Annotated in this window: 20 protein-coding genes; 8 read left to right on the forward strand and 12 right to left on the reverse strand. The window is 37.6% G+C overall.

The window, feature by feature from the left end; translation table 11 throughout:
• Positions 1-3: 3 nt before the first annotated feature.
• The 6 genes from DBR39_RS09435 to DBR39_RS09460 all read right to left on the reverse strand — a co-directional run bounded on the left by DBR39_RS09435 (position 4) and on the right by DBR39_RS09460 (position 10,689).
• A complete protein-coding gene (locus DBR39_RS09435) occupies positions 4-2,235 on the reverse strand; it encodes a GH92 family glycosyl hydrolase (RefSeq protein WP_124532517.1) in 2,232 nt (743 codons plus the stop codon).
• A 130-nt stretch (positions 2,236-2,365) separates the two neighbouring features.
• The gene (locus DBR39_RS09440) at positions 2,366-3,337 is read right to left on the reverse strand and encodes a glycoside hydrolase family 130 protein (RefSeq protein WP_047376309.1); all 972 of its coding nucleotides are present in this window, start codon (positions 3,335-3,337) and stop codon (positions 2,366-2,368) included.
• 33 nt (positions 3,338-3,370) lie between these two features.
• Positions 3,371-4,669, reverse strand: coding sequence for an MFS transporter (locus DBR39_RS09445; RefSeq protein ID WP_124532519.1), 1,299 nt, complete (start codon positions 4,667-4,669; stop codon positions 3,371-3,373).
• Positions 4,670-4,829: 160 nt separating this feature from the next.
• The gene (locus tag DBR39_RS09450; protein ID WP_124532521.1) at positions 4,830-6,455 is read right to left on the reverse strand and encodes a SusD/RagB family nutrient-binding outer membrane lipoprotein; all 1,626 of its coding nucleotides are present in this window, start codon (positions 6,453-6,455) and stop codon (positions 4,830-4,832) included.
• Between the two features lie 17 nt (positions 6,456-6,472).
• Positions 6,473-9,433 carry a SusC/RagA family TonB-linked outer membrane protein gene (locus DBR39_RS09455; RefSeq protein ID WP_124532523.1) on the reverse strand — a complete coding sequence of 987 codons (2,961 nt, stop codon included), beginning with the start codon at positions 9,431-9,433 and terminating at the stop codon, positions 6,473-6,475.
• 377 nt (positions 9,434-9,810) lie between these two features.
• Complete coding sequence (locus DBR39_RS09460) at positions 9,811-10,689, reverse strand: AraC family transcriptional regulator (protein ID WP_103231118.1); 879 nt, start codon at positions 10,687-10,689, stop codon at positions 9,811-9,813.
• Positions 10,690-10,888: 199 nt separating this feature from the next.
• On the opposite strand from DBR39_RS09460, the gene DBR39_RS09465 reads away from it, so the two are divergent.
• From DBR39_RS09465 to fabF, 6 genes are all read left to right on the forward strand, one after another.
• Positions 10,889-11,755 (forward strand): helix-turn-helix domain-containing protein, encoded by an 867-nt coding sequence (locus DBR39_RS09465; protein WP_124532525.1) that lies wholly within the window; start codon positions 10,889-10,891, stop codon positions 11,753-11,755.
• An 87-nt stretch (positions 11,756-11,842) separates the two neighbouring features.
• Positions 11,843-12,262 (forward strand): OsmC family protein, encoded by a 420-nt coding sequence (locus tag DBR39_RS09470; protein WP_124532527.1) that lies wholly within the window; start codon positions 11,843-11,845, stop codon positions 12,260-12,262.
• A gap of 177 nt (positions 12,263-12,439) precedes the next feature.
• Complete coding sequence (locus tag DBR39_RS09475; RefSeq protein ID WP_124532529.1) at positions 12,440-13,045, forward strand: TetR/AcrR family transcriptional regulator; 606 nt, start codon at positions 12,440-12,442, stop codon at positions 13,043-13,045.
• Positions 13,046-13,055: 10 nt separating this feature from the next.
• Positions 13,056-14,324 (forward strand): acetyl-CoA C-acetyltransferase, encoded by a 1,269-nt coding sequence (locus DBR39_RS09480; RefSeq protein ID WP_124532531.1) that lies wholly within the window; start codon positions 13,056-13,058, stop codon positions 14,322-14,324.
• An 11-nt stretch (positions 14,325-14,335) separates the two neighbouring features.
• The gene (locus DBR39_RS09485; protein ID WP_124532533.1) at positions 14,336-14,761 is read left to right on the forward strand and encodes a PaaI family thioesterase; all 426 of its coding nucleotides are present in this window, start codon (positions 14,336-14,338) and stop codon (positions 14,759-14,761) included.
• A gap of 2 nt (positions 14,762-14,763) precedes the next feature.
• Positions 14,764-16,005 (forward strand): beta-ketoacyl-ACP synthase II, encoded by a 1,242-nt coding sequence (gene fabF / locus DBR39_RS09490; RefSeq protein WP_124532535.1) that lies wholly within the window; start codon positions 14,764-14,766, stop codon positions 16,003-16,005.
• A gap of 68 nt (positions 16,006-16,073) precedes the next feature.
• Here the strand turns inward: fabF and DBR39_RS09495 are convergent, their stop codons facing one another.
• From DBR39_RS09495 to msrB, 4 genes are all read right to left on the reverse strand, one after another.
• Positions 16,074-16,505, reverse strand: a complete 432-nt coding sequence (locus DBR39_RS09495) for a hypothetical protein (protein ID WP_228447805.1) — start codon at positions 16,503-16,505, stop codon at positions 16,074-16,076.
• 111 nt (positions 16,506-16,616) lie between these two features.
• A complete protein-coding gene (locus DBR39_RS09500) occupies positions 16,617-17,372 on the reverse strand; it encodes a murein L,D-transpeptidase catalytic domain family protein (protein WP_124532537.1) in 756 nt (251 codons plus the stop codon).
• A 204-nt stretch (positions 17,373-17,576) separates the two neighbouring features.
• Positions 17,577-17,954, reverse strand: coding sequence for a hypothetical protein (locus tag DBR39_RS09505; RefSeq protein WP_124532539.1), 378 nt, complete (start codon positions 17,952-17,954; stop codon positions 17,577-17,579).
• Between the two features lie 7 nt (positions 17,955-17,961).
• Entirely contained in the window at positions 17,962-18,489 is a 528-nt protein-coding gene (gene msrB / locus DBR39_RS09510; RefSeq protein WP_124532541.1) for a peptide-methionine (R)-S-oxide reductase MsrB, read from the reverse strand.
• 96 nt (positions 18,490-18,585) lie between these two features.
• Between msrB and DBR39_RS09515 the strand changes: the two genes are divergently transcribed.
• Positions 18,586-19,830, forward strand: a complete 1,245-nt coding sequence (locus tag DBR39_RS09515) for a DUF445 domain-containing protein (RefSeq protein ID WP_124532543.1) — start codon at positions 18,586-18,588, stop codon at positions 19,828-19,830.
• 94 nt (positions 19,831-19,924) lie between these two features.
• The gene (locus tag DBR39_RS09520) at positions 19,925-20,746 is read left to right on the forward strand and encodes a hypothetical protein (RefSeq protein WP_124532545.1); all 822 of its coding nucleotides are present in this window, start codon (positions 19,925-19,927) and stop codon (positions 20,744-20,746) included.
• Positions 20,747-20,936: 190 nt separating this feature from the next.
• Here the strand turns inward: DBR39_RS09520 and DBR39_RS09525 are convergent, their stop codons facing one another.
• Complete coding sequence (locus DBR39_RS09525) at positions 20,937-21,974, reverse strand: quinone-dependent dihydroorotate dehydrogenase (RefSeq protein ID WP_124532547.1); 1,038 nt, start codon at positions 21,972-21,974, stop codon at positions 20,937-20,939.
• 171 nt (positions 21,975-22,145) lie between these two features.
• The coding region (locus tag DBR39_RS09530) for a pseudouridine synthase (protein ID WP_317127287.1) at positions 22,146-22,920 on the reverse strand (775 nt) is incomplete at its 5' end.

Consider the following 22,920-nt stretch of genomic DNA (forward strand, 5'->3'; position numbering starts at 1 on the left):
GTCTTATTTTGCCGGTTTGCTTCCCATTACGAATCTCAGTTCGCCACCGTTCATGATATCGCTGTGATTCAGTTCCCAGCTTTTGTATTCTTTTCCGTTCAGGAACATTTTCTGTACGTAGATATTCTTATCGGATATTTTGTCTGCGATCACCGTAAAAGTTTTTCCGTTTTCTAACTGTAAAGAAGCTTTCGGGAATTGAGGAGCTCCGATGGCGTAAACAGGTTTCCCCGGTGTCACAGGATAGAATCCTAATGAAGAGAAAATATACCATGCTGACATTTGACCGCAGTCTTCGTTATTAACGATACCATCAGGTTTAGCGGCATACATATTGTCGCGGATATATTTTACCATTTTCTGAGTCTTGTAAGGACTTCCTGCATAGTTGTACAGGTATGGAACATGATGTCCCGGTTCATCCCCGAATCCTAAAGATCCGATAAATCCTGAGATATCGACATGCTGCTCCCCTTCCATATGAAGAGCCTCTGTAAAGGTTTTATCCAGTTTTTCTTCAAATCCTTTTTTACCACCGTACAGATTCATCATTTCGTCAATCTGGTGAGGAACAAAGAAATCGTAAGCCCAGATGTTTCCGGAAACCCAGTGTGGCTGTAACTTTTTCCAGTCGTTAAGGGTGAAATCTGCTAAGAATTTTCCATCTTTCTGTCTTGGCCAGAAATGGTTATTTTCTTTGTTGAAGGTATTCAGAAAGTTCATAGAACGTTTTTTATACACTTCTGCTTCTTCTTTTTTTCCTAATTTTTCTGCAAGCTGCTGAATACACCAGTCATCATATGAATATTCCAGTGTTGCAGAAACTGAAGCTCCGTTTTCTGATGGGGTGTAGCCTAATTTGATATAATCATTAAGACCGCCACCGCCATCGCTGCTGCTCATTTTATCTGTTAAAGAAGCATCCTTCATTGCAGCAAATGCTTTTTCTCCATCAATACCCGGAACTCCTTTGGAAATGGCATCCCAGATTACCGATGCACTGTGATATCCAAGCATACAGAAATTATCATATCCACACAATTCCCAGATTGGCATGTGGTCTTTACGATCTGTATATCTGCTGATCAGAGAGTTGGCAAATTCTTTAGTATGTTTCTGATCCATTATGGTCAGCAACGGGTGAGTCGCTCTGAATCCGTCCCAGTAAGAATAAGTGCTGTAGTTGGTGAACCATTTGGTGTTCATGTTTTCCTGAGCGGCAACATAATCTCCATTGACGTCCATATAAAGGTTAGGCGCAATGAAAGTATGATAAACTCCTGTGTAGAAGATTTTTCTCTGGCTGTCGGTTCCTCCTGTCACCTGGAATCTGCCGATCAGATCTCTCCATGTCTTTTGTGCTGTTTCTTTCGCTTTTGCAAAATCTATATTTTTTGCTTCCGTATCAAAATTTTCCTGTGCATTTTCTGTGCTCACCGGAGATAAAGATACTTTTACTTCAATACTTTCCTGATCTTCTGTTGAAAATCTTACAAAGGCTTTCGCATCCTTAGCAAGGGCAATTTTTTCATCATTTTTAATTTTCCCGTCAGCATAAACACCGTAAGACTTAAACGGCTTGGAAAACTCCATCACGAAGTAAGCAAACCGTTTACCTCCCCAGCCATTGCTGTAGCAGTACCCTTTGATTTTATTATTGCCTTCTACACTCACCAAAGTGTGGTAGATATTTCCGAAGATTTTATTAGTTGGGTCAATGATGATATTGGCCTCTTCACTTTTTGGGAAAGTATATTTATGAAATCCTACTCTTGGAGAAGTAGTAAGTTCTGCTTTAATTCCGTAGCTGTCCAACATCACGGAATAATATCCGGGAGACGCAACTTCTTTATCATGACTGAATTTTGAACGGTAACCTGTTTCAGGGGCTTCTTCTGATCCGGGAACCATTTTTACCTGCCCCACTGTAGGCATTACCAGAATATCTCCAAGATCTGCCCAACCTGTTCCGCTAAGGTGATTATGACTGAATCCCATGATCGTCTTACTGCTGTAATGATATCCGGAACACCAGTCCCAGTCGCCACTTTTAGTATTCTGATCCGGACTCAGCTGTATCATCCCGAATGGCGTAGTTGCCCCCGGAAATGTATGCCCATGCCCTCCTGTGCCTATGAAAGGATCTACCCAGGATAAGACATCATTTTTATTTTGCTGTGCATTGGCTACAGAAATCAGGGTTGTAAAAAGGCAGATAAGCAGTTCTTTTTTCATGATAAGAGAGGTATCGGAGATTTTTTTGTTTAAAAGTTGGTTTAAAAATAGGAAAACCATTATAAAATTCCCAGAAAACGGGAAAAAATTAAGATGGTTAACCTATTTTCCTAAACTTTATATTACTGTATTAAATTGAATTCTTTTTCATAAAATCAATAATTTCTGAGATATATCCAAAGGCAATAGCAACCACGGTATCAGCAGCACCGTAATATACTGTTACTTTATCTCCTTCAGTCAATGCTGCACAAGGGAAGACCACATTCGGCACATCACCTGTCAGTTCATACAATTCGGCAGGAGCCAACAGATAAGGCTTCGTTCTGTACAATACTTTAGTAGGATCTTCAAGGTCAAGCAAAGCTGCTCCCATTGAATATCTGAATCCTCTGCAGGTATTGATCACTCCATGATAGAAAAGCAGCCATCCTTCTTCTGTTTTGATAGGAACGGGACCTCCTCCGATCTTTGTACACTGCCACGCACTGTCTTCAAAAGGAGTCACTTTCATCACGCAACGGTGTTCTCCCCAATACTTCATATCAGGGCTGTAGCTGATATAAATGTCACCGAAAGGCGTATGCCCGTTATCACTTGGACGGCTCAACATGGCATATTTACCATTGATTTTTTCAGGGAACAAAACTCCATTTCTATTGAAGGGAAGAAAAGCATTTTCACACTGAAAAAATTCTTTAAAATCAAATGTATACCCAATTCCGATCGTAGGTCCATTGTATCCGTTGCACCAGGTGATCCAGTAGCGGTCTTCTATAAAAGTAACACGTGGATCATATTTGTAATCGGATTCAATCATATCGGTATTTCCTGCCTGCATTTCAATAGGGTCATGATTGATGTCCCAATTGATTCCATCTTTACTGAAACCAGCAAAAATATTCATCTGTACTGCCTTGTTGTCACAACGGAAGACTCCGGCAAAACCATCTTCAAAAGGGATCACCGCACTGTTGAATATACTGTTGGATGTTGGTATCGCGTATCTGTTAATGATCGGGTTTTCGGAAAACCTCCACATGATATCATTGCAACCTTCCGGGCGATCCTGCCAAGGGATCATTACTGATTGAGCTGTCATAAAGTATTTTTTACTTTTTATTTTAAATTATTACTAACTGATCTGTTGTTCTTTTTGATTTTCTGAATAAGGGAAAGGGACGAATAAAGTCACCAAAAATGCCGGAATTGTAGCAACCAGGACCCAGATAAAGAACATTTTGTATCCGATCCAGTCACTGATCATTCCACTGAACATTCCGGGAATCATCACTCCAAGGTTCATAATGCCTGTCGCAAATGCGTAATGGGCCGTTTTGTGTTTTCCGGGAGCAATCTGCTGCATCATGTAAAGCATTAATCCTACAAAGCCAAATCCATAGCCGAAATATTCTACGACCACGGCAATTCCTACCGGTAAAAGGTCAGCTGGTTGATAGTGAGCCAATAATGCATAGACCACAAACGGAATATTGAATGCACAGCACAGCCATATCAATGATCTTTTCAATCCACGGGCTGAGATAAAATATCCTGCCAGCACAGAGCCTAAGATAAATGCCGCAGAACCATACGTTCCATAGACAAGTCCGATATCCGATGTGGAAAGTCCTAACCCTCCCGAAGTTCTGGGCGCTTTAAAAAACAAGGGTGCTATTTTGATCGCGAATCCTTCTGCAAAACGATACAGAATAATGAAAAGTATAGACCATAGAATATTCTTTTTGGTAAAGAAAGAAGTAATAACTTCCAGTAGTTCTTTACGAATATTTCCTGCTGTCTTTTCTTTTTTCTGTTCTTCTTTGTTTTCTTTAGGCAGAATCAGGTAATGATAAATGCCCAGTACAAAAAATAATAATGCATAGATGATCATGATAATCATCCAGGCATGGGTAACTCCTTTTGTTTTTTCTAAAAATCCCGCAAAGTAAACCAATGCTCCACTGCTGATAATTTTGGCCAGATTGTAAAAAGCACCCTGCCAGCCAATATATTTTGCCTGTTCTTTATTGGTAAGAAAACCAATATAGGTTCCGTCTGCTACTACATCATGCGTTGCACCACAAAATGCAACGACTGCAAAAAGAGCGATACTGTATTTGAAAAAGTCATGCAAAGGCAGACTTAGTGCAATCAGAGCAAACAGAATTCCTATGGCAAACTGGGTAAAAACGACAAAGAATTTTTTGGTTTTATAGATTTCTAAAAAAGGACTCCAAAGAGGCTTCAATGTCCAGGAGAACAGGATAAGGGCTGTCCAGAATGTGATCTTCGAATCCGAAACTCCCATATCTTTATACATAATTCCTGAAACCGCATTAATGGTTACAAAGGGAACACCCATTGCAAAGTATAATGTGGAAATCCAGAGAATTGGCTGAATCCGACGGGTTCCGGAGTTGTTTTTTCCCATATTTGAAAATAAAATTCTAAATAAAAGAGAACATCTCAAAAGATCATTCAGGCTAAAAACGAAACTATAAATTTTTTGGAGATTTCACTCTCCTGCCTTAATGAACAGATCAAATAAAAATCTGATTTTGAGATGCCTCTTTATTAATGAGTGATTCTGATTATTTCTTATCCCACCATAGCTTAGTTCCTCCGGTATCCGGGCCGTTAAGCATTTGGGAAGCTTGCTGATAATTGTATAATGAAGTTTTGGTATCAATAGTGAAAGGAATTCTTCTGATCATTGCTTCTGTACTGATGGCCCCGCCACTATCATTTTTTCTTACTTTGAAAAGAATAGGATATCCTGTTCTTCTCTGTTCTGCCCATGCTTCCGGTCCGTTTGGATAAAGGGAAAGCCATTTCTGGGTAATAATTCTTTCTAATTTTCTTTCGTTGGTATCACCATTATTCCATGCAATAGTAATGGTACTTAACTGAGAATTTCCTACAAGCACGTTATTGTCTACATTTTTTGGATCAACATAAGGTGCTTCTGTAGAGGTGTTATCAGCAAGATAGGCCGCAACATTGGCACTTTTCCCCCATTCTCCAAAAGACTGTTGAACACCTGTAGTATAGTTGGTCTGGATATCACCAGCTCCTGCATATCCTCTCAAAGCAGCTTCTGCTTTCAGGAACCATACTTCTGCAGCAGTAAATAATTTCATTTTACCATCAGTAGCTGAAAAATAATCTCCCGCTGCTGATTTCGCCTGTGGTTGTGAGAATCCTCCATAAGTTGATTTACCATTTAACAAATCAATTCCCTGACGGATTCCTATATATTTCCCCTGAAGATCAGCATCTTTTGCTGGAATAGCATATGCCGGAAGCCTTGGGTCATTATATCCGTTCATATAAGCCATCAAAGGTGCTCCTATCAAACAATCTCCCCATGAGTAGATGATGAAGCTCAATTCAGACTGCCCTACACTGATCAAAGCATTGTCTGCATTATCAGTGATCAATCCTGCAGATGAAGCCAATGCCTCTTCTGCGTATTGTTTTGATTTTACCGGATCAGCATAGCTCATTCTCATCGCTAACCTCAGCTTTAGTGAATTAGCCAGTTTAGCCCATTGAGCCATATTTCCTCCGTATACTAAATCAGCATTTTTCAAAGAAGCTTTATCTTCTACATTCTTTGTTGCTGGAGTAGCAAGTACAGTCTGTAAATCGGCAATAGCCGAAGTAAGGTCAGCAATGAAATAATTGTAAGCCTCCTGCTGGGAATCAAAATCGGTAACTCCATTAGGATTTGGTTTTTCATATTTGCTGTATACAACAGGACCATGATTGTCTGATACTCTTGCAGCAGTAATGACTTTCAGAATTTTTTTAACGGCAAATGTTCCGGTAAAATCCACTCCTGCATAATTTACTTTAGCAGCATTATCAATAATGATAGAATAATTGAAAATATCCTGCTGTCTGGCAATGATTCTGTTATTCCACCCATCCATCATAGAGTAAGTCATATTATTTACTCCTCCATTGAATGGCGTAGCTGTACTGAACATTCCACTGTACATATCTGCACTAAGGTTAGGATACAGCTGATAATCTGCCTGCAACCCTCTTTGAATAGATTTCATAGGGTTAACAACCGCGATAAAATCTGCGTAAAAATTTTCAGGTCCTCCCAGTTTTTCCTGATTATATTGGTCAAAGTCATTCGTACAACCTGAAGCGGAAAACACCACTGCAGCTCCGAATACCAACGTTTTAATATGATTGATTTTCATTTTCTTAATTGTAAAAGTTAGAAGTTAGCTTTTAATGATAAACCGATAGATCGGGTAACCGGAAGTCCGAATGAATCTACCCCAACCCCACCAGGCGTATTTCCTGAAACCTGCTCAGGATCAAACGGTGCTTTTTTATAGAAGAAAAACAAGTTGGTTCCTACTAAACTTACCGTTGCATTCTTCAGATATTTTGAATTGACATCAAATGTATATGAAACAGATGCCTGACGTAAACGTACTGTCGTAGCACTATACAGATAGGCTTCATCAACTCCTTTTCCATATCCTTCTGTAGTTCCTACCGTTTTATAATAGTCTTTCGCATTGGTCAAACCAGTATAAGCCTGTCCTGCATTGGGAGTTCCCGGTGCATACACTGCATTTGGAATAGCAACTCCTCCAGCATCTCTTGCATCAGCAGTAGACTTGCTTACCCCGTAAATATCATTCGCTTTTTCAGTAAGAGAAAGTACTTTACCTCCAAATTTACCATCAATAAGGAAAGAAATTCCCAATTTACCAATGTTGAATGAGTTATTGAATCCCATAATAAACTTGGGGTTCGGATTACCCAGATAAGAAGGAGTACCCTCTGCTAAAGGAACACCCTTTTCATTTACCAGAATACGTCCCTGATCATCTCTTTTAAACTTAATTCCATAAAGATCTCCGAAAGATCCTCCCAGTTTAAGTTTTGTATACTCTCCACCTCCAGTCAATGAGAAAAGTTGATTTTCCGGAATACTTAAACTTGAAGGGAATAACTCAACAATTGTATTCTTATTCGCCGACGCATTTACTGTAGCAGTCCATCCAAATTTTTCTGAACTAAATATTTTATAAGACAAAGAAGATTCAAAACCTGTATTTCGGATTTTCCCGGCATTAAGGTAGTATGACCCCGGAGCCAACCCTCCTAAGTTTGAAAAGACCGTTGTTTCCAATAGCTGATTACTTGTATTGGAGTTATAGTAGGTGATATCAAAATTTAATCTGTTGTTCAACAATCTTAGCTCAGTACCGGCTTCAAAAGTTTTATTAAGTTCTGGTCTTGGAAGCAATGCTTCAAAACCTGCTCCTGTTGCAAAAGAACTCTTAGGATAAACAATTGTTCCTGCGTCTACTCCATAGGTATATCCTTTATTATATTCAAGCATTGCATTGGAGATATTGGTAGGCAATCCCAATCCGACAGTAGCATAAGATCCTCTCACTTTCCAGAAATTAATGACTTCCGGAAGTTTGAATATAGAAGATAATATAGCATTGGCTCCTACTGATTCATAGTCAAATCCGGTTCTTCCGGTTAACGCTAAAGTAGAATCCCAGTCGTTTCTGAAGGTCATGTCCACATAGAACATATTTTTGTATCCTACGGATGCACTTGCAAATACAGACTGTACCTGCTTTTTCATATTCGTGTAGATATTGTGATATCCATCTCCAGGTGATCTGTTTATATTCCACTGAAGGTTATTCGCTGTGAAAAGATTAGGATTTGCCAGATAAGCATTATCAATCTGTCCTATTTTATTTCTGGTAGTATTGATACTTCCTCCTACTGTAAAATCTAAAGAGATTGACTCACTTATTTTGGGGCTACCAATCAACAAAACGTCGCCATAAGTAGAAGTATTTTCATATGTATTTTTAAGCATTCTCCCATTAGTACCATTTGCCAGTAAACTAGGTGCTGAAAAAGCCGCAATATCACGCTGGCTATCAGAAATATTCCAGCTATAATTTCCTCTTACTCTTGCAGACAACCATGGATTGATCTGATAAGATAAGGCTAGAGCTCCATATGTATTTTTATTGCTGACTGTAACCGGATTTCTGTTTAATATCCAGTAAGGATTTTGCGTCGCCGGATTTCCTTTGAAACTTCCATCCGGGCTAACTTCCCACCAATTCTGAGCAGGCAAAAATCTTGTTTTATCTAAATAAGAATAATTATTAGGTCCATATTGATCAAAATCTACTCCTCTTGGCAGCCAATACAAACTGGTTAAAGGAGAGAAAGATGCTCCTGGAGTTTGTCTGTTCTTACTTTCCTGTAAGGAAGCAATGAAGTTGGCATCTAATGTCAGTTTATCATCCAGAAATTTACTGGAGTTTCTGAAAGAGACGTTATACTGATCGAAATAAGACATCGGAACGACTCCTTTGTTGGTTGTATTTCCAATAGAAAAGTAATTGGTAGATTTTTCATTCCCTGACTGGAAGGAAAGACTGTTTACCCACGTAGTTCCTGTTTGCAGAAAATCTTTAAGATAGTCCTTAGATTCTCCTTTTGCACCCCAGCTATCCACTGACTGTCCAGGCTGCTGACCTGCAACAGATGGATCATAAGACAAATAGCTGTGCTGTAATTTTGGAAGGCTGTATGCTCTATCCACTGTAAGACTGCTGCTGTAAGTGATTGTACTTTTCCCTGCACGGCCTTTTCTAGTGGTAATCAAAATAGCTCCATTTCCTCCCGCAGAACCATATAATGCAGAGGCCGAAGCTCCTTTCAGGAAGTTGATACTTTCAATATCATCAGGATTGATAGAACTCAGTACATCCCCGGGATCCGGCATATTAGAATACTGTCCGATATCTGCGGATTTACCCGTCCCGTTAATAATAGGAATTCCATCGATTACATATAGCGGCTGTGTGTTGTTTACAGACTTATTACCCCTCATAATCACCCTTACGGAGCTTCCTACACCATTGGTTCTGTTGATCTGTACATTGGAAACTTTTCCATTGATCGAATTTAATAGATTGGGAGTTTTCACTTCAGTAAGCTCATCTCCACCAATCTGCTGACTGGAATACGTCAAAGAGCGGGCCTGCCTTTTTATCCCCAAAGAGGTGACTACGACCTCCTCAATACTGTTTGTCTTCGTAGTGTCGGCCGATTTTTTCTCCTGTGCATTCGCAGAAATTGAAAAAACGAACAGAACAGGTATAACTGCTTTTCTCATAAGGTTTAGATTCGTTAGATTTAATTGAGAATCAATCACATTGCTTTATTTTTCAATACAAAAAAAATTATTGTTTTTTCAGCAAAATTTTAACGTTTATGTATTAAATTATTTAAAGTTTTGTTAAGATTTAATTCACATTCACAAATCTAAATTTTGTAACCAGTCTGATATAATACTATTTTATCATAAAACGATATTATTTTTTCAGTCATTAAATTTAAAAGCCATTAATATACTAAATATCAACAACATACACCTTATCTCAAACAATTAAAAAAAGGGGATTTATTCATGTATTTTAGCAAAATAAAAATGAATTTTTTACTAAGAAATCTAATTGAGTTTTATCGTAAAAAGTGAAATTCAGACAGGTATTATTCAATCTTTTTAACGCCTTTAAACTGTTCTTTAAATTCTGTGGGAGTTGTCTTTTTGATTGACTTAAATACTTTATTGAAGTTGGCAATATTATTGAAGCCCGCCTCAAAAGCAATTTCAAAAACAGTAAGATTCTTTTCCATCAGCCAGCGTGCAGCATAACTGATCCGTATTTCGTTAAGATAATTGATGAAGGTTTTCCCTGTTCTTTTTTTAATGAATCGATTGAATGTCACATTGCTCATGTTCACCATTGAGGCCACATTATCCAGCGTAATTTTATTTTCGAAATTTTTATGGACAAAATCATGAATGACCTTCATTTTATCATTATCTGCAAAAGATTCAAGCTCTATGCTATACGATGACAAAAGGGTCTTATTTTCCGCAACGGCAAGTTCATTCAAAATCTTCATAATTTCTATAAAAGACTCAAAACTGTTCATTTTTGACAGATTTAAAAACGAATCTTTTAGTTTTTCGGCCGTTTCTGTTGAAAACAGAATTCCCCTGATGGAATCTTTCATCAGGTTATTGATGGGTTTCAGAATATTTTTTTCCATCAGTGACTGGTGAAAGAAATCCTGATTGAACTGTATGGTAATTTCGTGGGTTTTTCTGTTTTTACATCTGTAATTGGCCCAGCAGTGTGGCAGATTGGGACCTACCAATACCAGTTCTATATTCCCTATCTCTCCCGTGTGATCACCTATCATCCTGCGATAGCCTTTCCCTTTGTACACAAAATTGATTTCTATTTCCGGATGATAATGGTACGGAAAATCAAATGATGCTTTGATCCTGTCAAACACTAGAAAACTGTCCTCAGGAGATAGTGGAGTTATTTCTCTAAGAATATTTTCTAGTTCGCTCATACAGGCTGTTTTGGAAAAAGGTTAATAATATTGGGTTGCAGTACAAATCTTTGTAAAAATGATAAAATAAAATCAATGTAAAAACATAATTACGATTTATTTTATTACCATTCTGTATGCCGGCATCAGAAACTGGGGTTTCGATAATTTAATACGGCTCAAATCCTGCTTTTTTGTATCTTTAAACTAAAGTTAAAATATGTCGCACCCGCTTATTTTTGAAGATCACTATAAAAGGCTTGGACTGGAAATTTTTTCAGAAGAAACTCTGAATAGCTTCAACGGGAATCGGTTCAGAACAGATATCAAAGTGTTTTTCATTCCTGCAGGGTATGAACTTACTGTTGATTTTCATGAATATAAGACAAAGAAACCCTCTCTGTTTTTTTTGACCAATCAACATCTGAATATAGAAAAAGGAAAAGAAGAATCTATCCTTCTTTTCTACAACCGGGATTTTTATTGCATCCAGATCCATGATAAAGAAGTGGCTTGTGACGGGCTTCTCTTTCATAATGTATTTGAAATTCCTTTCGTGGAGCTTGATGATTCTGAAACTGCTGTTATAAAAGGATTATTCCTGAACATTCAGGATGAACTTGAATGGAAAGATTCATCTGCAGAGGAAATGATCAGAACGTATGTAAAACAGATCATCATACGTGCTACCCGGAAATGGAAAAAGCAGAATTTAGACAATGATACGCTCAAAATACCGGGCAGTGAGCTGGATGTTTTCAGAGATTTCAGCAGATACCTGGAAATTCACTTCAGGGAAAAACACAATGTTGCAGATTATGCAGAACTTCTTCATATCGCTCCGAAAACTTTAACTCATAAATTTAAAAATCTAAATCTCGATTCCCCCAATCAGCTTATTATCAACAGAATTTTATTAGAAGCTAAAAGATTATTGTTCTATACAGATAAGCCTGTGAAAGAAATAGCCTATGATCTGGGCTATGAAGACCCTGCTTATTTTAACAGACTTTTTACTAATAAAACAGGAAGCACTCCTTCAAATTTTAAAAAAAATTACTCCTCGGGAAAAAAGTACAATATTTAAGTCTTTTTATCTATTGAATAAGACCAACTACCACTCTATCTTTGTATCATCAAAATCAAACAATATTAAAACAAAAAAACAAACATTATGAGACGTAACGCAACAGCCGTTTGGAACGGAACTATCAAAGAAGGAAAAGGACACCTAACTACTCAAAGTACTACTTTAAATGAGACACAATATTCTTTCAACAGCCGTTTCGCAGATGGTGTGGGTACTAACCCTGAAGAATTGCTGGCAGCAGCCCATGCAGGATGTTTCACCATGAAATTGGATGCAGAGCTTTCACAGGCAGGGTACAATCCTGAAGAATTAAAAACAACTTCTGTAATCACTCTTGATCCTAACATTGGAAAGATTACAAAATCTGAACTGACTTTAACCGCTAAAGTTCCGGGAATATCTGAAGAAGAATTCCAGAAATTGGCTAAGATTGCTGAAGAAGGATGTCCTGTAAGTGCAGCATTCAACTTTGAAATTACATTGAATGCTACTTTAGAGAATTAATCATAAGTATTTATTCAAAATCAATAGGAACGGGCTTTAGCCCGTTTTCTATTTTAAAAACAATTCTGTTGACTTTAGCCAAAACGTAAAGACCAGAATATTTTCGCACCTAAACTTTCTGAATAAAATATACCGAGTGGTATATTTTTGTATATTTGCATCATAAACTGAACATACATGTCGAAGGCAGAGAAAACAAAACAGCACATCATCGAGAAAACAGCAACTCTTTTTAACACAAAGGGTTATATTTCCACATCTCTGTCTGACATTACACAGGCAACCGGACTCACGAAAGGAAGTATCTACGGAAATTTTGAAAATAAAGATGAAGTAGCTATTGAAGTGTATAAATACAATGCAGGATTATTGAGCAAAACACTCAGCCGTTCTTTTGGTGAGGAATATCCTACTTCATTGGATAAACTTCATGCTTTTGTAAATTTTTACAAAAAAAACTGGCTGTTTGTCTTTTCAAACGGAGGCTGCCCTTTGATGAACGCTGCAACAGAGGCTGATGATTCTTTTCCGGCTTTAAAAACTCAGGTTAAAAGATCTTTTGAACAATGGATGACAAAAATATCAGCAGCGATTGTAGAAGGACAAAAGAAGGGAGAAATTAATAAAACCCTCAATGCCGGGCAATACGCCTCCCTATTCATCATGCTTATTGAAGGAGGAATCCTCCTTTCAAAAACAATGGGTGATCAAAGTTTTCTAAACCATGCTTTAGATAAAATCACCAGTATGATTGATCATGAACTCAATATTCTTCCATCATAAATTATACCATATGGAAACAAAAAAAGTGGCTATTGTAGGATACAACAGAATTCCTTTTGCCAGAATGAATACCGCTTATTCAGAACAGGGAAATCAGGATCTTTTACTTGCTTCTCTGAATGGACTGATAGACCGCTATCACCTCAAAGGAAAAAGACTTGGAGAAGTGGCCGGCGGAGCAGTTATCAAACACATTTCTGAAAGCAACCTGATCAGGGAAACCGTAATGAATACAACATTAGACCCTGCTACTCCTGCCTGTGATCTTCAACAGGCCTGCGATACAGGAATTGAAGCCGCTATTTACATTGGAAATAAAATAGCTTTAGGGCAAATTGAAAGTGGTATCGCATGCGGGGTAGAAGCCATGAGCAATATTCCGTTTGAGTCTTCTCCAAGATTAAGAAAAGCCCTTTTAAAAGCCAATAAAGAAAAGTCAGCATTTGGAAAATTAAAACAGCTGCTAAGCCCAAAACTGAAAGACTGGATGCCTATTCCTTACAAAGGACAGGAACCCCAAACGGGCCTTGTAATGGGTGAACACACTGAAATTACAGCAAAATATTACAACATACCAAGAGAAGAGCAGGATCAATTGGCCTTGAGAAGCCATCAGAATATGGCAAAAGCTTATGATGAAGGCTTTTTCGAAGATATGATCACTTCTGCTTTTGGGCTGGATAAGGATAATAACTTGCGACGTGACAGCAGTATTGAAAAACTATCACAGCTGAAACCTGCTTTTGATAAGCAGAACGGAACATTGACTGCAGGTAACTCAACGCCATTCACAGATGGAGCTTCAGCCGTTTTATTGGCCAGTGAAGAATGGGCAAAGGCTAATAATTTACCTATTTTAGCTTATATCACTTTTTCAGAATTGGCAGGAATAGAGTATGTTGAAAATAAACAAGATTTACTTCTTGCTCCGGTATTTGCGGCAGAAAGAATGCTGAAAAAAGCAGGCATGAGTCTGTCAGAATTTGATTACTACGAAATTCATGAGGCATTTGCGGCACAGGTTTTAGCCACTATAAAAATCTGGGAAAATGATGAACTTGCTAAAAAGTTCGGATTGGAAAAAGCACTTGGAAAGATTGACAGGAGCAAATTGAATGTAAAAGGAGGAAGCCTGGCTGCTGCCCATCCTTTTGCTGCAACAGGAGGAAGAATTATTGCAACCTTAGCCAAATTACTTCATGAAAAAGGCAGTGGAAAAGGTTTTATATCAATCTGCGCAGCCCGTGGACAGGGGGTAACCATGATTTTAGAAAAATAAAAATTGAAAGTATGGATAGATTAGCACAATTAAAACAATTCATCGGAAAAGAATTTGACCAGTCACCATCTCCTTTTATGAAATGGCTCAACCCCATCGTTCTTTCTGTAGAAGAAGGGCAATTGGCATTTCAATATACAGTAAGACCAGAATGGCTGAATCCTATAGGAAATCTTCACGGTGGAGTTACAGCAGCCATTGTAGATGATATCATTGGAGCCACCATGTTTTCTTTAAATGAAAATTCTTTCATCACCACTATAAATAATGTCATTGATTATTTTTCAACTGCAAAAGAAAATGATAATATTGTAGCTGAAACTAAAATCATTAAAAGAGGTAAGCAATTTGTAAACGCGCAATGCGAAATATGGAATGCAGACAAAACACGCTTAATCGCAAGAGGAACCTCTAATTTATTCAAAATCAATAACTAAGTATGAAAAGAGTTGTCATTACAGGTCTTGGCGCAGTGACGCCTTTGGGAAATAATGTCGAAGAATTTTGGCAAAACAGTATCAATGGAGTGAGTGGAGCAAATAAAATCACCCATTTTGACACAGAAAAATTTAAAGTACATTTCGCTTGTGAGGTTAAAAATTTTGATCCAAAAGTACATTTAACACACAACGAAATCAAAAGAAGTGATTTATTTTCACAATATGCAATGTACTCCACTGCGGAGGCATTAAAAGATTCCGGGCTTGAACTGGAAAATATGGACCCATTTGATGTAGGTGTTATCTGGGGAACGGGACAAGGTGGAATGTGGACTTTCGAAAGTGAGGTCATGAATTTTGCAGCCGGTGACGGAACTCCAAGATTCAATCCTTTCTTTGTGCCGAAATTCATTGCGAACATGGCTTCGGGAATGATCTCCATGAAATATGGTCTTCAGGGTATCAACTATACAACAGTTTCTGCCTGTGCAACCGGAAATACAGCATTGATGGATGCCTTCAATTATATCCGTCTGGGAAAAGCAAAGGTAATTGTCAGTGGAGGTTCTGAAGCAGCAATCTCTCCAGCTTCTATCGGTGGATTTTCTATTATGAAAGCTATGTCTACAAGAAATGACGATTTTGCGACAGCAAGTCGTCCTTATGATGCAGAAAGAGATGGTTTTGTAATGGGTGAAGGTTCCGGAACTTTGATTCTGGAAGAATATGAACATGCTAAAGCAAGAGGGGCAAAAATCTACGCAGAATTAGTAGGCGCTGCAATGACAGCTGATGCTTATCACATGACAGCACCTCATCCTGATGGCGTTGGAGCTATCAAAGCAATGCAATTAGCCCTTAATGAGGCAGGAATTAACGTAGATGATATTGATTATATTAATCCTCATGCTACTTCTACTCCTCTTGGTGACCTGGTTGAATTAAATGGAATTAATAAATTATTTAAAGGAAGTAAAAACCTTGACATCAGTGCTACAAAATCTATGACAGGTCACTTATTGGGTGCTGCAGGAGCTGTTGAAGCTATTATTTCCATTAAAGCGATTCAAAATGGGATTATTCCGCCAACGATCAATCTTCATTCTATTGATGAGAATATTCCACAGGATATTAATATTGTCTTTGGACAAGCAAAGGAAAAAGATATTACGTATGCTTTAAGCAATGCTTTTGGTTTTGGAGGTCATAATGCGACTTTAATTTTCAAGAAGTTTAGCTAATTAAAATTGAAAAAATCCCTGTATGAAAGTCATGCAGGGATTTTTTTATTCTATCTTAACTTTAATTGTTATATAAAATCAGCATCAGGAATGAAAAAATCATCCTCATTCTCTGAGATCGGAATATAAAGTCTCTCCCATTCTTCACCTTTAACCATGTCCCAGCTATGTCCGGCACCTTTAAGATCTTCAGCCAAAAGGATGATTCCTGGCTTAATAATAAATGTGGTACCATCTGTTACTTTAAACCTTATATCCCCTTTGATGGTAATAACATATTGCCTTCTGGGTGCTGGATGAGCATTTTTTTCCCATTCTTCCGTTTCATTACTCATCCAGAAAACCGTTGCATTTATAGGTTTAAGAGTGGGAATTTTACCTTTCTCAAAAGTACATGAGCCATCAGGATTATTAATCAGTCTTATGGCTGGAATGAATCCGGTAGAAGTTTCCAGAGCTGCACTTATATTTTTGTGATTTTCATGTTGTCCATTCATCATTCTATTATACTTTAGGGCTAAAAGGTTTATATAAATTTAATTTTTATTTTCGAATTGCAGGACTTATTTTAAAATAAAAAGAGCAGTCAAATCTGACTGCTCTTTTTATCTTTATGCTTTCAACCATTCTGAGGAGGAAAGATAATTCTGATCGGGATAATAGATGAACAGACAATTTTTACCTTTAATTGTGTTGACAATTGGCTGTATCAAATCTCTTGGTACGGCAGGGCATCCCCAGCTTCTTCCAATTCTTTTGTGCATGGCAGCGAATGCATCACTTACATAGTCTGCACCGTGCATTACAATTGCTCTTCTGTAAGCCGCATCATTAAAGCCTTTATCCATTCCCAATAGTTTCAGAGAATATCCGTTGTCTCCCTGATACGTTGCATCGGTGATATAAAATCCTAAGCTGCTCTGCAACGAACTTTCCTTGTTAGAAAAATTCGTCGCAAATTCTTCGCCTGTATTTTTACCATGGGCAACCAATGAGTTGAACAGAACTTTTTTGTCTTCAAGATCAATTATCCAAAGTCTTTTGGTATTGGAAGACATAGAAAAATCGCAGATCGTTAATAAATGCGAGTCCTGAGTAAGCAATCCTGCTTTCTTTAAGTTTTCATATCCTGTCAATGCTTTTGAGAACACTTCATAATTAAGTTCATGCTCCGGGTCAAACGCTATTGATTGGTATAGTGCTTCTGAGGCAGATACGGCTGTCGTACCCTTCTCAGATTTCGTTTCAGCAACTTTTTCAGTTTTCGTTGTTTTGACATTCTCACTTTTCGCAGCCACTCTTGGGGAAATGTAGAATGAAGTCGTCACCATGTAAACAAGGCCTAATACGCTATAAAATCCTTTCATTCAATACTATATAAATCCAAATTAGTGGGGCAAAATTATAAAAACATAATTACCAAGAGGTTATAACTCTAAAAAGTTTAACGCTATTTAAGAAATTTTAACGTCCTGATTCTGTGAATTAAAGCACTTTTTTTTGAAAATCTGGGAAAATTTCAAGGTTCATACATTCATTCTATTTTCCAATAAAAGCCTCTACTCACAAAGTCAGACATCTGCCTGATTATAGATCTCTTCCACTCTTTTCCAATAGTTCTGGTTCATTGGTTCGTAGAGATAATAAATACATTTGATGGCAAAAATATCCAGCTGATTTCTGGATTCCAGCCAGTTCATAATATTTTTAACTAATCTCTTTTCTTCAAATCCAGCCCATTCTCCCGCCGGATCCATCAGATTGGAGAAGAGAACAGGAAAAACTTCGTACTGATCTATTTTTTTAATATTCTCAAGGCTAAAAGGACTTTCAAGGAAAATCCGGGTTATATACTGAAAATCCGATTCCTGAAGTTCTGTATCCAGGTATAAGTTAGAAAGCGCATACCAGACCTCTTTCCTTTCATCCAAAAATTCAAGTTCGTTCATAGAATATTTACTTCTGAGAATCGGAAACAAATTCCAGGCTCACAGAATTCATACAGTATCTCAGCCCTGTAGGTTTGGGACCATCATCAAAAACATGCCCCAGATGGGAATCACATCTTTTGCAAAGCACTTCTACTCTATCCATTCCATAGGACTGATCTCTTACATAATAGACCCCTTCTTTATCGGCTTCAAAGAAACTCGGCCAGCCACAACTGCTGGAAAATTTTGAGGTGGAACGGAAAAGGTGATTTCCACACACCGCACAATAATAGTCGCCTACTTCATCAAACTCGTTATATTTTCCTGTAAAAGCTCTTTCTGTAGCGGCTTCTCTGGCGATTGCATACAAGTCCGGAGCAAGGATCTTTTTCCATTCTTCATTGGAAATAGTAAGTTTTGCGGTATCGGTTCTGGAATAGTATGGATTGTTTTTTGCTTCTGTATTTTCCATAGGAGAGTTTTTAATAGGTTGATATTTCTGCGTACAATCCTGCAGAAAAAATAATAAGGTGATTGAAACTAAAAATTTCATCGTAAATTTTATTCTTTAACCATAAAAATTTTTGTGGTGTAAAAGCTTTTATTAAGATTAAACGGTTTCATAACCAAATTTAGTAAATTTGAGAATATGAATGACGAAGCAAAAAGAAAACAGCTCAGAAAATATAAAGCATTTGCCACAGGATTATTTGTCCTGATGGCCATTATTTTTATCGTTACCACTATTGCACAGAAGTCTAACCCTTCTCATTGGATTGGCTACGTACGGGCTTTTGCTGAAGCTGCGATGGTAGGTGCGCTGGCTGACTGGTTTGCTGTAACCGCATTATTCCGCCATCCTCTCGGACTTCCGATTCCTCATACCAACCTGATTGAAAACAGCAAACAGAGATTGGGAGACAATCTGGGCAGCTTTGTGGTGGGCAACTTCCTTTCCCCTCAGAATATACGCCCTTATATTCAAAAGCTTAAAGTTTCAAACTTTGTCGGAGAATGGCTGGGTAAAGAAAAGAGCCAGGAGATTTTGATTAGAAATCTTTCAGATATTGTTCTTGATATTCTTAATAAGCTTGATGATTCTACCGTAAGCCAATTTATCAGCAAAAAGGTTTCTGAAATGACGGATGATATTAAGCTTAATAAAGTAGTAGGAAACGGAATCGGCTATATTCTGGAAAAAAACGATCACCAGAGAATCATCACCAACCTTTCCAAACAGATCAAAGAATACATTATTGAAAACGATGAAATGATCAAAGATCGTGTAAAAAAAGGCAGCTACACATTCATTCCATCTTTTGTAGATAATAAAATCGCAGATAAAATTGCAGACGGACTTTCTGATTTTTTCAAAGAAATAGAAGAAGATCCCCAGCACGGAGTAAGAGAGCTGATCACTCAGAAAATCCATGAATTCGCAGTTGATCTGAAAGAAGATCCGAAATGGGACAGCGAGTTTAAAACCATCAAAAACGGACTTCTCCGAAATGATAAGCTTGATGAATATTCTAATGACATCTGGGTTTCTATCAAAAAAACACTCATGAAAGAACTGCAGGAAGAGCATTCCGCATTGAAAAGCTATCTTTCTAAAAACCTGAATGAGTTTGCACAAAACTTAAAGACCGATGAAAGTCTTCAGAACAAAATTGACCACTGGGTTCGGGTAACGGCTTATAAATACATTCTTAAAAACACCCATCAGTTCGGGAACCTCATCAGTACTACTGTTGGGAATTGGCAGGGAAAAGAACTTAGCGAAAAACTGGAACTGGAAGTAGGAAAAGATCTCCAATTTATCCGGGTAAACGGAACGCTGGTCGGAGGTCTGGTCGGACTGATCATCTACACCATATCCCATTTCTTTCTCTGAAAAAACTACAACTAATGATACCCCAACCATGAAAAAACTTTTTACCGTATTCTTTTTCTTATCCCTCACATTTTTTCTCTGCCAAAAAGTTGAATTGAAGAAAGTAACAGATTCTTCGCAGATTTTCAAAGGAGAAATCGCAGGAGTTCCTATCACCATGCAGCTTCATTTCGCAGGAATTGCAGATTGCAGTCTCTATCAGTATTTTGTAGATGGATGGTATTATTACGATAAATATCAGAAGAAAATTCCGCTAACAGGGGTTTATGATTACGGTAAACTCTCATTGTATAATTTTGGTGCTAAGCAGAAAATAAATTCCAAAATATTTAAAGAAAAGATCACATCACCACAAACGGTAGAAAAAACAAACGAAACAGCCCAGTTATTGGCTCCCAAAGAATATATTTCCTTTAATCAGGATGAAACTAAAGAAAATACAATTCGGGGAAATATTTATCTGGATAAAAAAACTCACCCTGCCAGACTTTTTACCGGTAATGATATGATTTACCGCTACAACAATTATCTGATCTTACCTAATAATAAAAAGATCAATACATTCGACTTTATCAATCAATATGGAGGAAATGAACTGGTCTCCTATACATCGGAAGAAAATAGGAACCGGGTATTGCTGTATTTTGAACATTCTTCGAATCTTAATGCATGTGGAAGATGTGGGGCTAGTGAAGGTGAAAAAGGCTATCGTGTTCTTTACTTTACAAAAGACTGGAATTATAAAAACTATGAGGAATTCCTGACAGAAAGTTGTCTGGAGAACATCTATGACGTTACCAAAACGAAATCCAAAGACAGGCAAACAATACGATATAAAATAGGTAAATCTGACACTACTCCTGCCCATACCCTTACCGTAGACCTTAAGAATGCATCAGTGGTAAAGTCAAAATAAAAAAGAGGCTATCTTAAAAGTGTCATTCTGAACACAGACTGAAAGTTTGCGAACGTAGTTCAGAAATGTAGTGAAGAATCTCATGTATTTGGTTATTAATGAGATTCTTCCTTCGTCAGAAATCGAAGATTTGACGTAGTCAATGACAAAAGCCAAATTATTTGACTTTTGAGACAATCTATTTTTATTTTTATCTTGGTAATCTGCTTGCTCTTTTCAGTAGCTCCTGGTTGATCTCGTTGATCAGTTGTGGGCCTTCATAAATAAATCCTGTATAGAGCTGGATCAAACTTGCACCTGCATCTAATTTCTCCATAGCATCTTTCGCAGAATGTATTCCTCCTACTCCAATGATTGGGAAAGCTCTGTTGCTTTTATCGGAAATATATTTGATCATTTTTGTACTTCTTTCACGAATAGGCTTTCCGCTTAGTCCGCCATTTCCTATTTGTTCTAAAACTTCCGGAGAAGTCTTCAAACCCTCTCTGTTAACGGAGGTATTGGAAACTACGATACCATCGATTTTTGTTTCTGCAATCAAATCAACAATTTCGTCCAGTTGATTATTATTAAGATCCGGAGCAATTTTCAGTAATATAGGCTTCTGTACAGATTTTGACTGGTTTATTTTTTTCACTTCTGTAATCAGCTCTCTCAGATATTCCACATCTTCAAGTTTGGCGTGGCTCCCTACATTCGGGCAGCTTACATTCAGTACAAAGTAGTCTACATGAGGATGAAGACCTTCAAAACAGTCCAGATAGTCCTGGGTATAATTTTCAGGGCTTGTATCTGTATTTTTTCCGATGTTTCCACCGATGATGATCTTTCCTTTGTTGGATTTCAGTTTTTCAATAGCCGCTTCAAGACCGTCATTGTTGAACCCCATTCTGTTGATAATTCCCCCGTCTTCTATTAAACGGAACAGTCTTTTTTTAGGATTTCCTGCCTGGGCTCTAGGCGTTACGGTTCCAATTTCTACAAATCCAAAACCAAGATCACCCAATTCATTGAACAAAACCGCATTTTTATCAAAACCGGCAGCCAGTCCTACAGGATTTTTAAATTTCAATCCGAAAACTTCTCTTTCAAGACGTTTATCTTCAATAGGTTTTGGAAAAAATAATTGGGTAAGGAATCCAAAATTCTTAAGCATCGAAAAAGTAAAGTGATGAACTTCTTCGGGATCAAATTTGAAAAGAATTGGACGAATGAGCGATTTGTACATTGAAAAAAAGTTTTACAAAATTACTCATTTTAAAATTAATCTTTGGCTATCCTGTGATATTTTATCAAAATGTCTTTTATATATAGAATCTAAAAGAGACCAATATCTCATATCCCGGGATATTTAGAAAAACACACCTTGACAAGGTGTGTTAAGAGTTTTTTATTTAAATTAAGAATACGAGCTCAAATCGAAATTTAAGATATTCCCTACCCTTTTGAACTCTTCATTTACTGTAGCATTCAGCATTATTTTTTCGTTGGTAATGGGATGATTAAACACCAATTGATGGGCGTGAAGCATCAGTTTGCTCATGTCAAAAGTTTCCAGCCACAGTTTATTTTGTTTATTACAGCCATATGGACGACATCCCAAAATAGGGTGTAAGATATGTTTAAAATGCTTTCTAAGCTGATGCATTCTGCCCGTTTCCGGAATGGCTTCTACCAGACAGTACCGCGAAGTCTGATGTTTTCCAAAAGCTAAATCTATTTCCGAAGTTTGCAAACGGTGATAATAAGTAATAGCATTTTGCTGGGTTCCATCCTCATTGGTTAAATCATAATCAATTGTTTCCTCTTCTTTTGCCCAGCCCCGAAGAATGACTAAGTATTTTTTTTCAACTTGCCGTGTTGCAAATCGATCGTTCATTACTCTCAATGTATCTTTATCTAAAGTAAACAGCAGAACACCCGAAGTTTTCCGGTCTAAACGATGTGCAGGATAAACATACTGCCCGATCTGATCTCTTAATTCCTGAATAGCATAGGTATCTGCTTCTCCTGCATAATAAGATTTATGAACCAATAATCCACTGGGTTTATTAATGGCAATAAGATGTTCGTCGCGATAAAGAATTTCTAACATGGGGCAAAAGTAGAAATTTTCAACCGATTTAGCCCTGATTGAGCGGTATGTTTGAGCTCTTTTCTGGTATTTGGCGGCG

It is taken from the genome of Chryseobacterium sp. KBW03, assembly GCF_003852415.1.
GTDB classification, from domain to species: Bacteria; Bacteroidota; Bacteroidia; order Flavobacteriales; family Weeksellaceae; genus Chryseobacterium; species Chryseobacterium viscerum.

Coding starts and splice junctions, on each gene's coding strand:
- DBR39_RS09435 (WP_124532517.1), bottom strand. CDS start 2,235: ATGAAAAAAGAACTGCTTATCTGCCTTTTTACAACCCTGATTTCTGTA.
- DBR39_RS09440 (WP_047376309.1), bottom strand. CDS start 3,337: ATGACAGCTCAATCAGTAATGATCCCTTGGCAGGATCGCCCGGAAGGT.
- DBR39_RS09445 (WP_124532519.1), bottom strand. CDS start 4,669: ATGGGAAAAAACAACTCCGGAACCCGTCGGATTCAGCCAATTCTCTGG.
- DBR39_RS09450 (WP_124532521.1), bottom strand. CDS start 6,455: ATGAAAATCAATCATATTAAAACGTTGGTATTCGGAGCTGCAGTGGTG.
- DBR39_RS09455 (WP_124532523.1), bottom strand. CDS start 9,433: ATGAGAAAAGCAGTTATACCTGTTCTGTTCGTTTTTTCAATTTCTGCG.
- DBR39_RS09460 (WP_103231118.1), bottom strand. CDS start 10,689: ATGAGCGAACTAGAAAATATTCTTAGAGAAATAACTCCACTATCTCCT.
- DBR39_RS09465 (WP_124532525.1), top strand. CDS start 10,889: ATGTCGCACCCGCTTATTTTTGAAGATCACTATAAAAGGCTTGGACTG.
- DBR39_RS09470 (WP_124532527.1), top strand. CDS start 11,843: ATGAGACGTAACGCAACAGCCGTTTGGAACGGAACTATCAAAGAAGGA.
- DBR39_RS09475 (WP_124532529.1), top strand. CDS start 12,440: ATGTCGAAGGCAGAGAAAACAAAACAGCACATCATCGAGAAAACAGCA.
- DBR39_RS09480 (WP_124532531.1), top strand. CDS start 13,056: ATGGAAACAAAAAAAGTGGCTATTGTAGGATACAACAGAATTCCTTTT.
- DBR39_RS09485 (WP_124532533.1), top strand. CDS start 14,336: ATGGATAGATTAGCACAATTAAAACAATTCATCGGAAAAGAATTTGAC.
- fabF (WP_124532535.1), top strand. CDS start 14,764: ATGAAAAGAGTTGTCATTACAGGTCTTGGCGCAGTGACGCCTTTGGGA.
- DBR39_RS09495 (WP_228447805.1), bottom strand. CDS start 16,505: ATGATGAATGGACAACATGAAAATCACAAAAATATAAGTGCAGCTCTG.
- DBR39_RS09500 (WP_124532537.1), bottom strand. CDS start 17,372: ATGAAAGGATTTTATAGCGTATTAGGCCTTGTTTACATGGTGACGACT.
- DBR39_RS09505 (WP_124532539.1), bottom strand. CDS start 17,954: ATGAACGAACTTGAATTTTTGGATGAAAGGAAAGAGGTCTGGTATGCG.
- msrB (WP_124532541.1), bottom strand. CDS start 18,489: ATGAAATTTTTAGTTTCAATCACCTTATTATTTTTTCTGCAGGATTGT.
- DBR39_RS09515 (WP_124532543.1), top strand. CDS start 18,586: ATGAATGACGAAGCAAAAAGAAAACAGCTCAGAAAATATAAAGCATTT.
- DBR39_RS09525 (WP_124532547.1), bottom strand. CDS start 21,974: ATGTACAAATCGCTCATTCGTCCAATTCTTTTCAAATTTGATCCCGAA.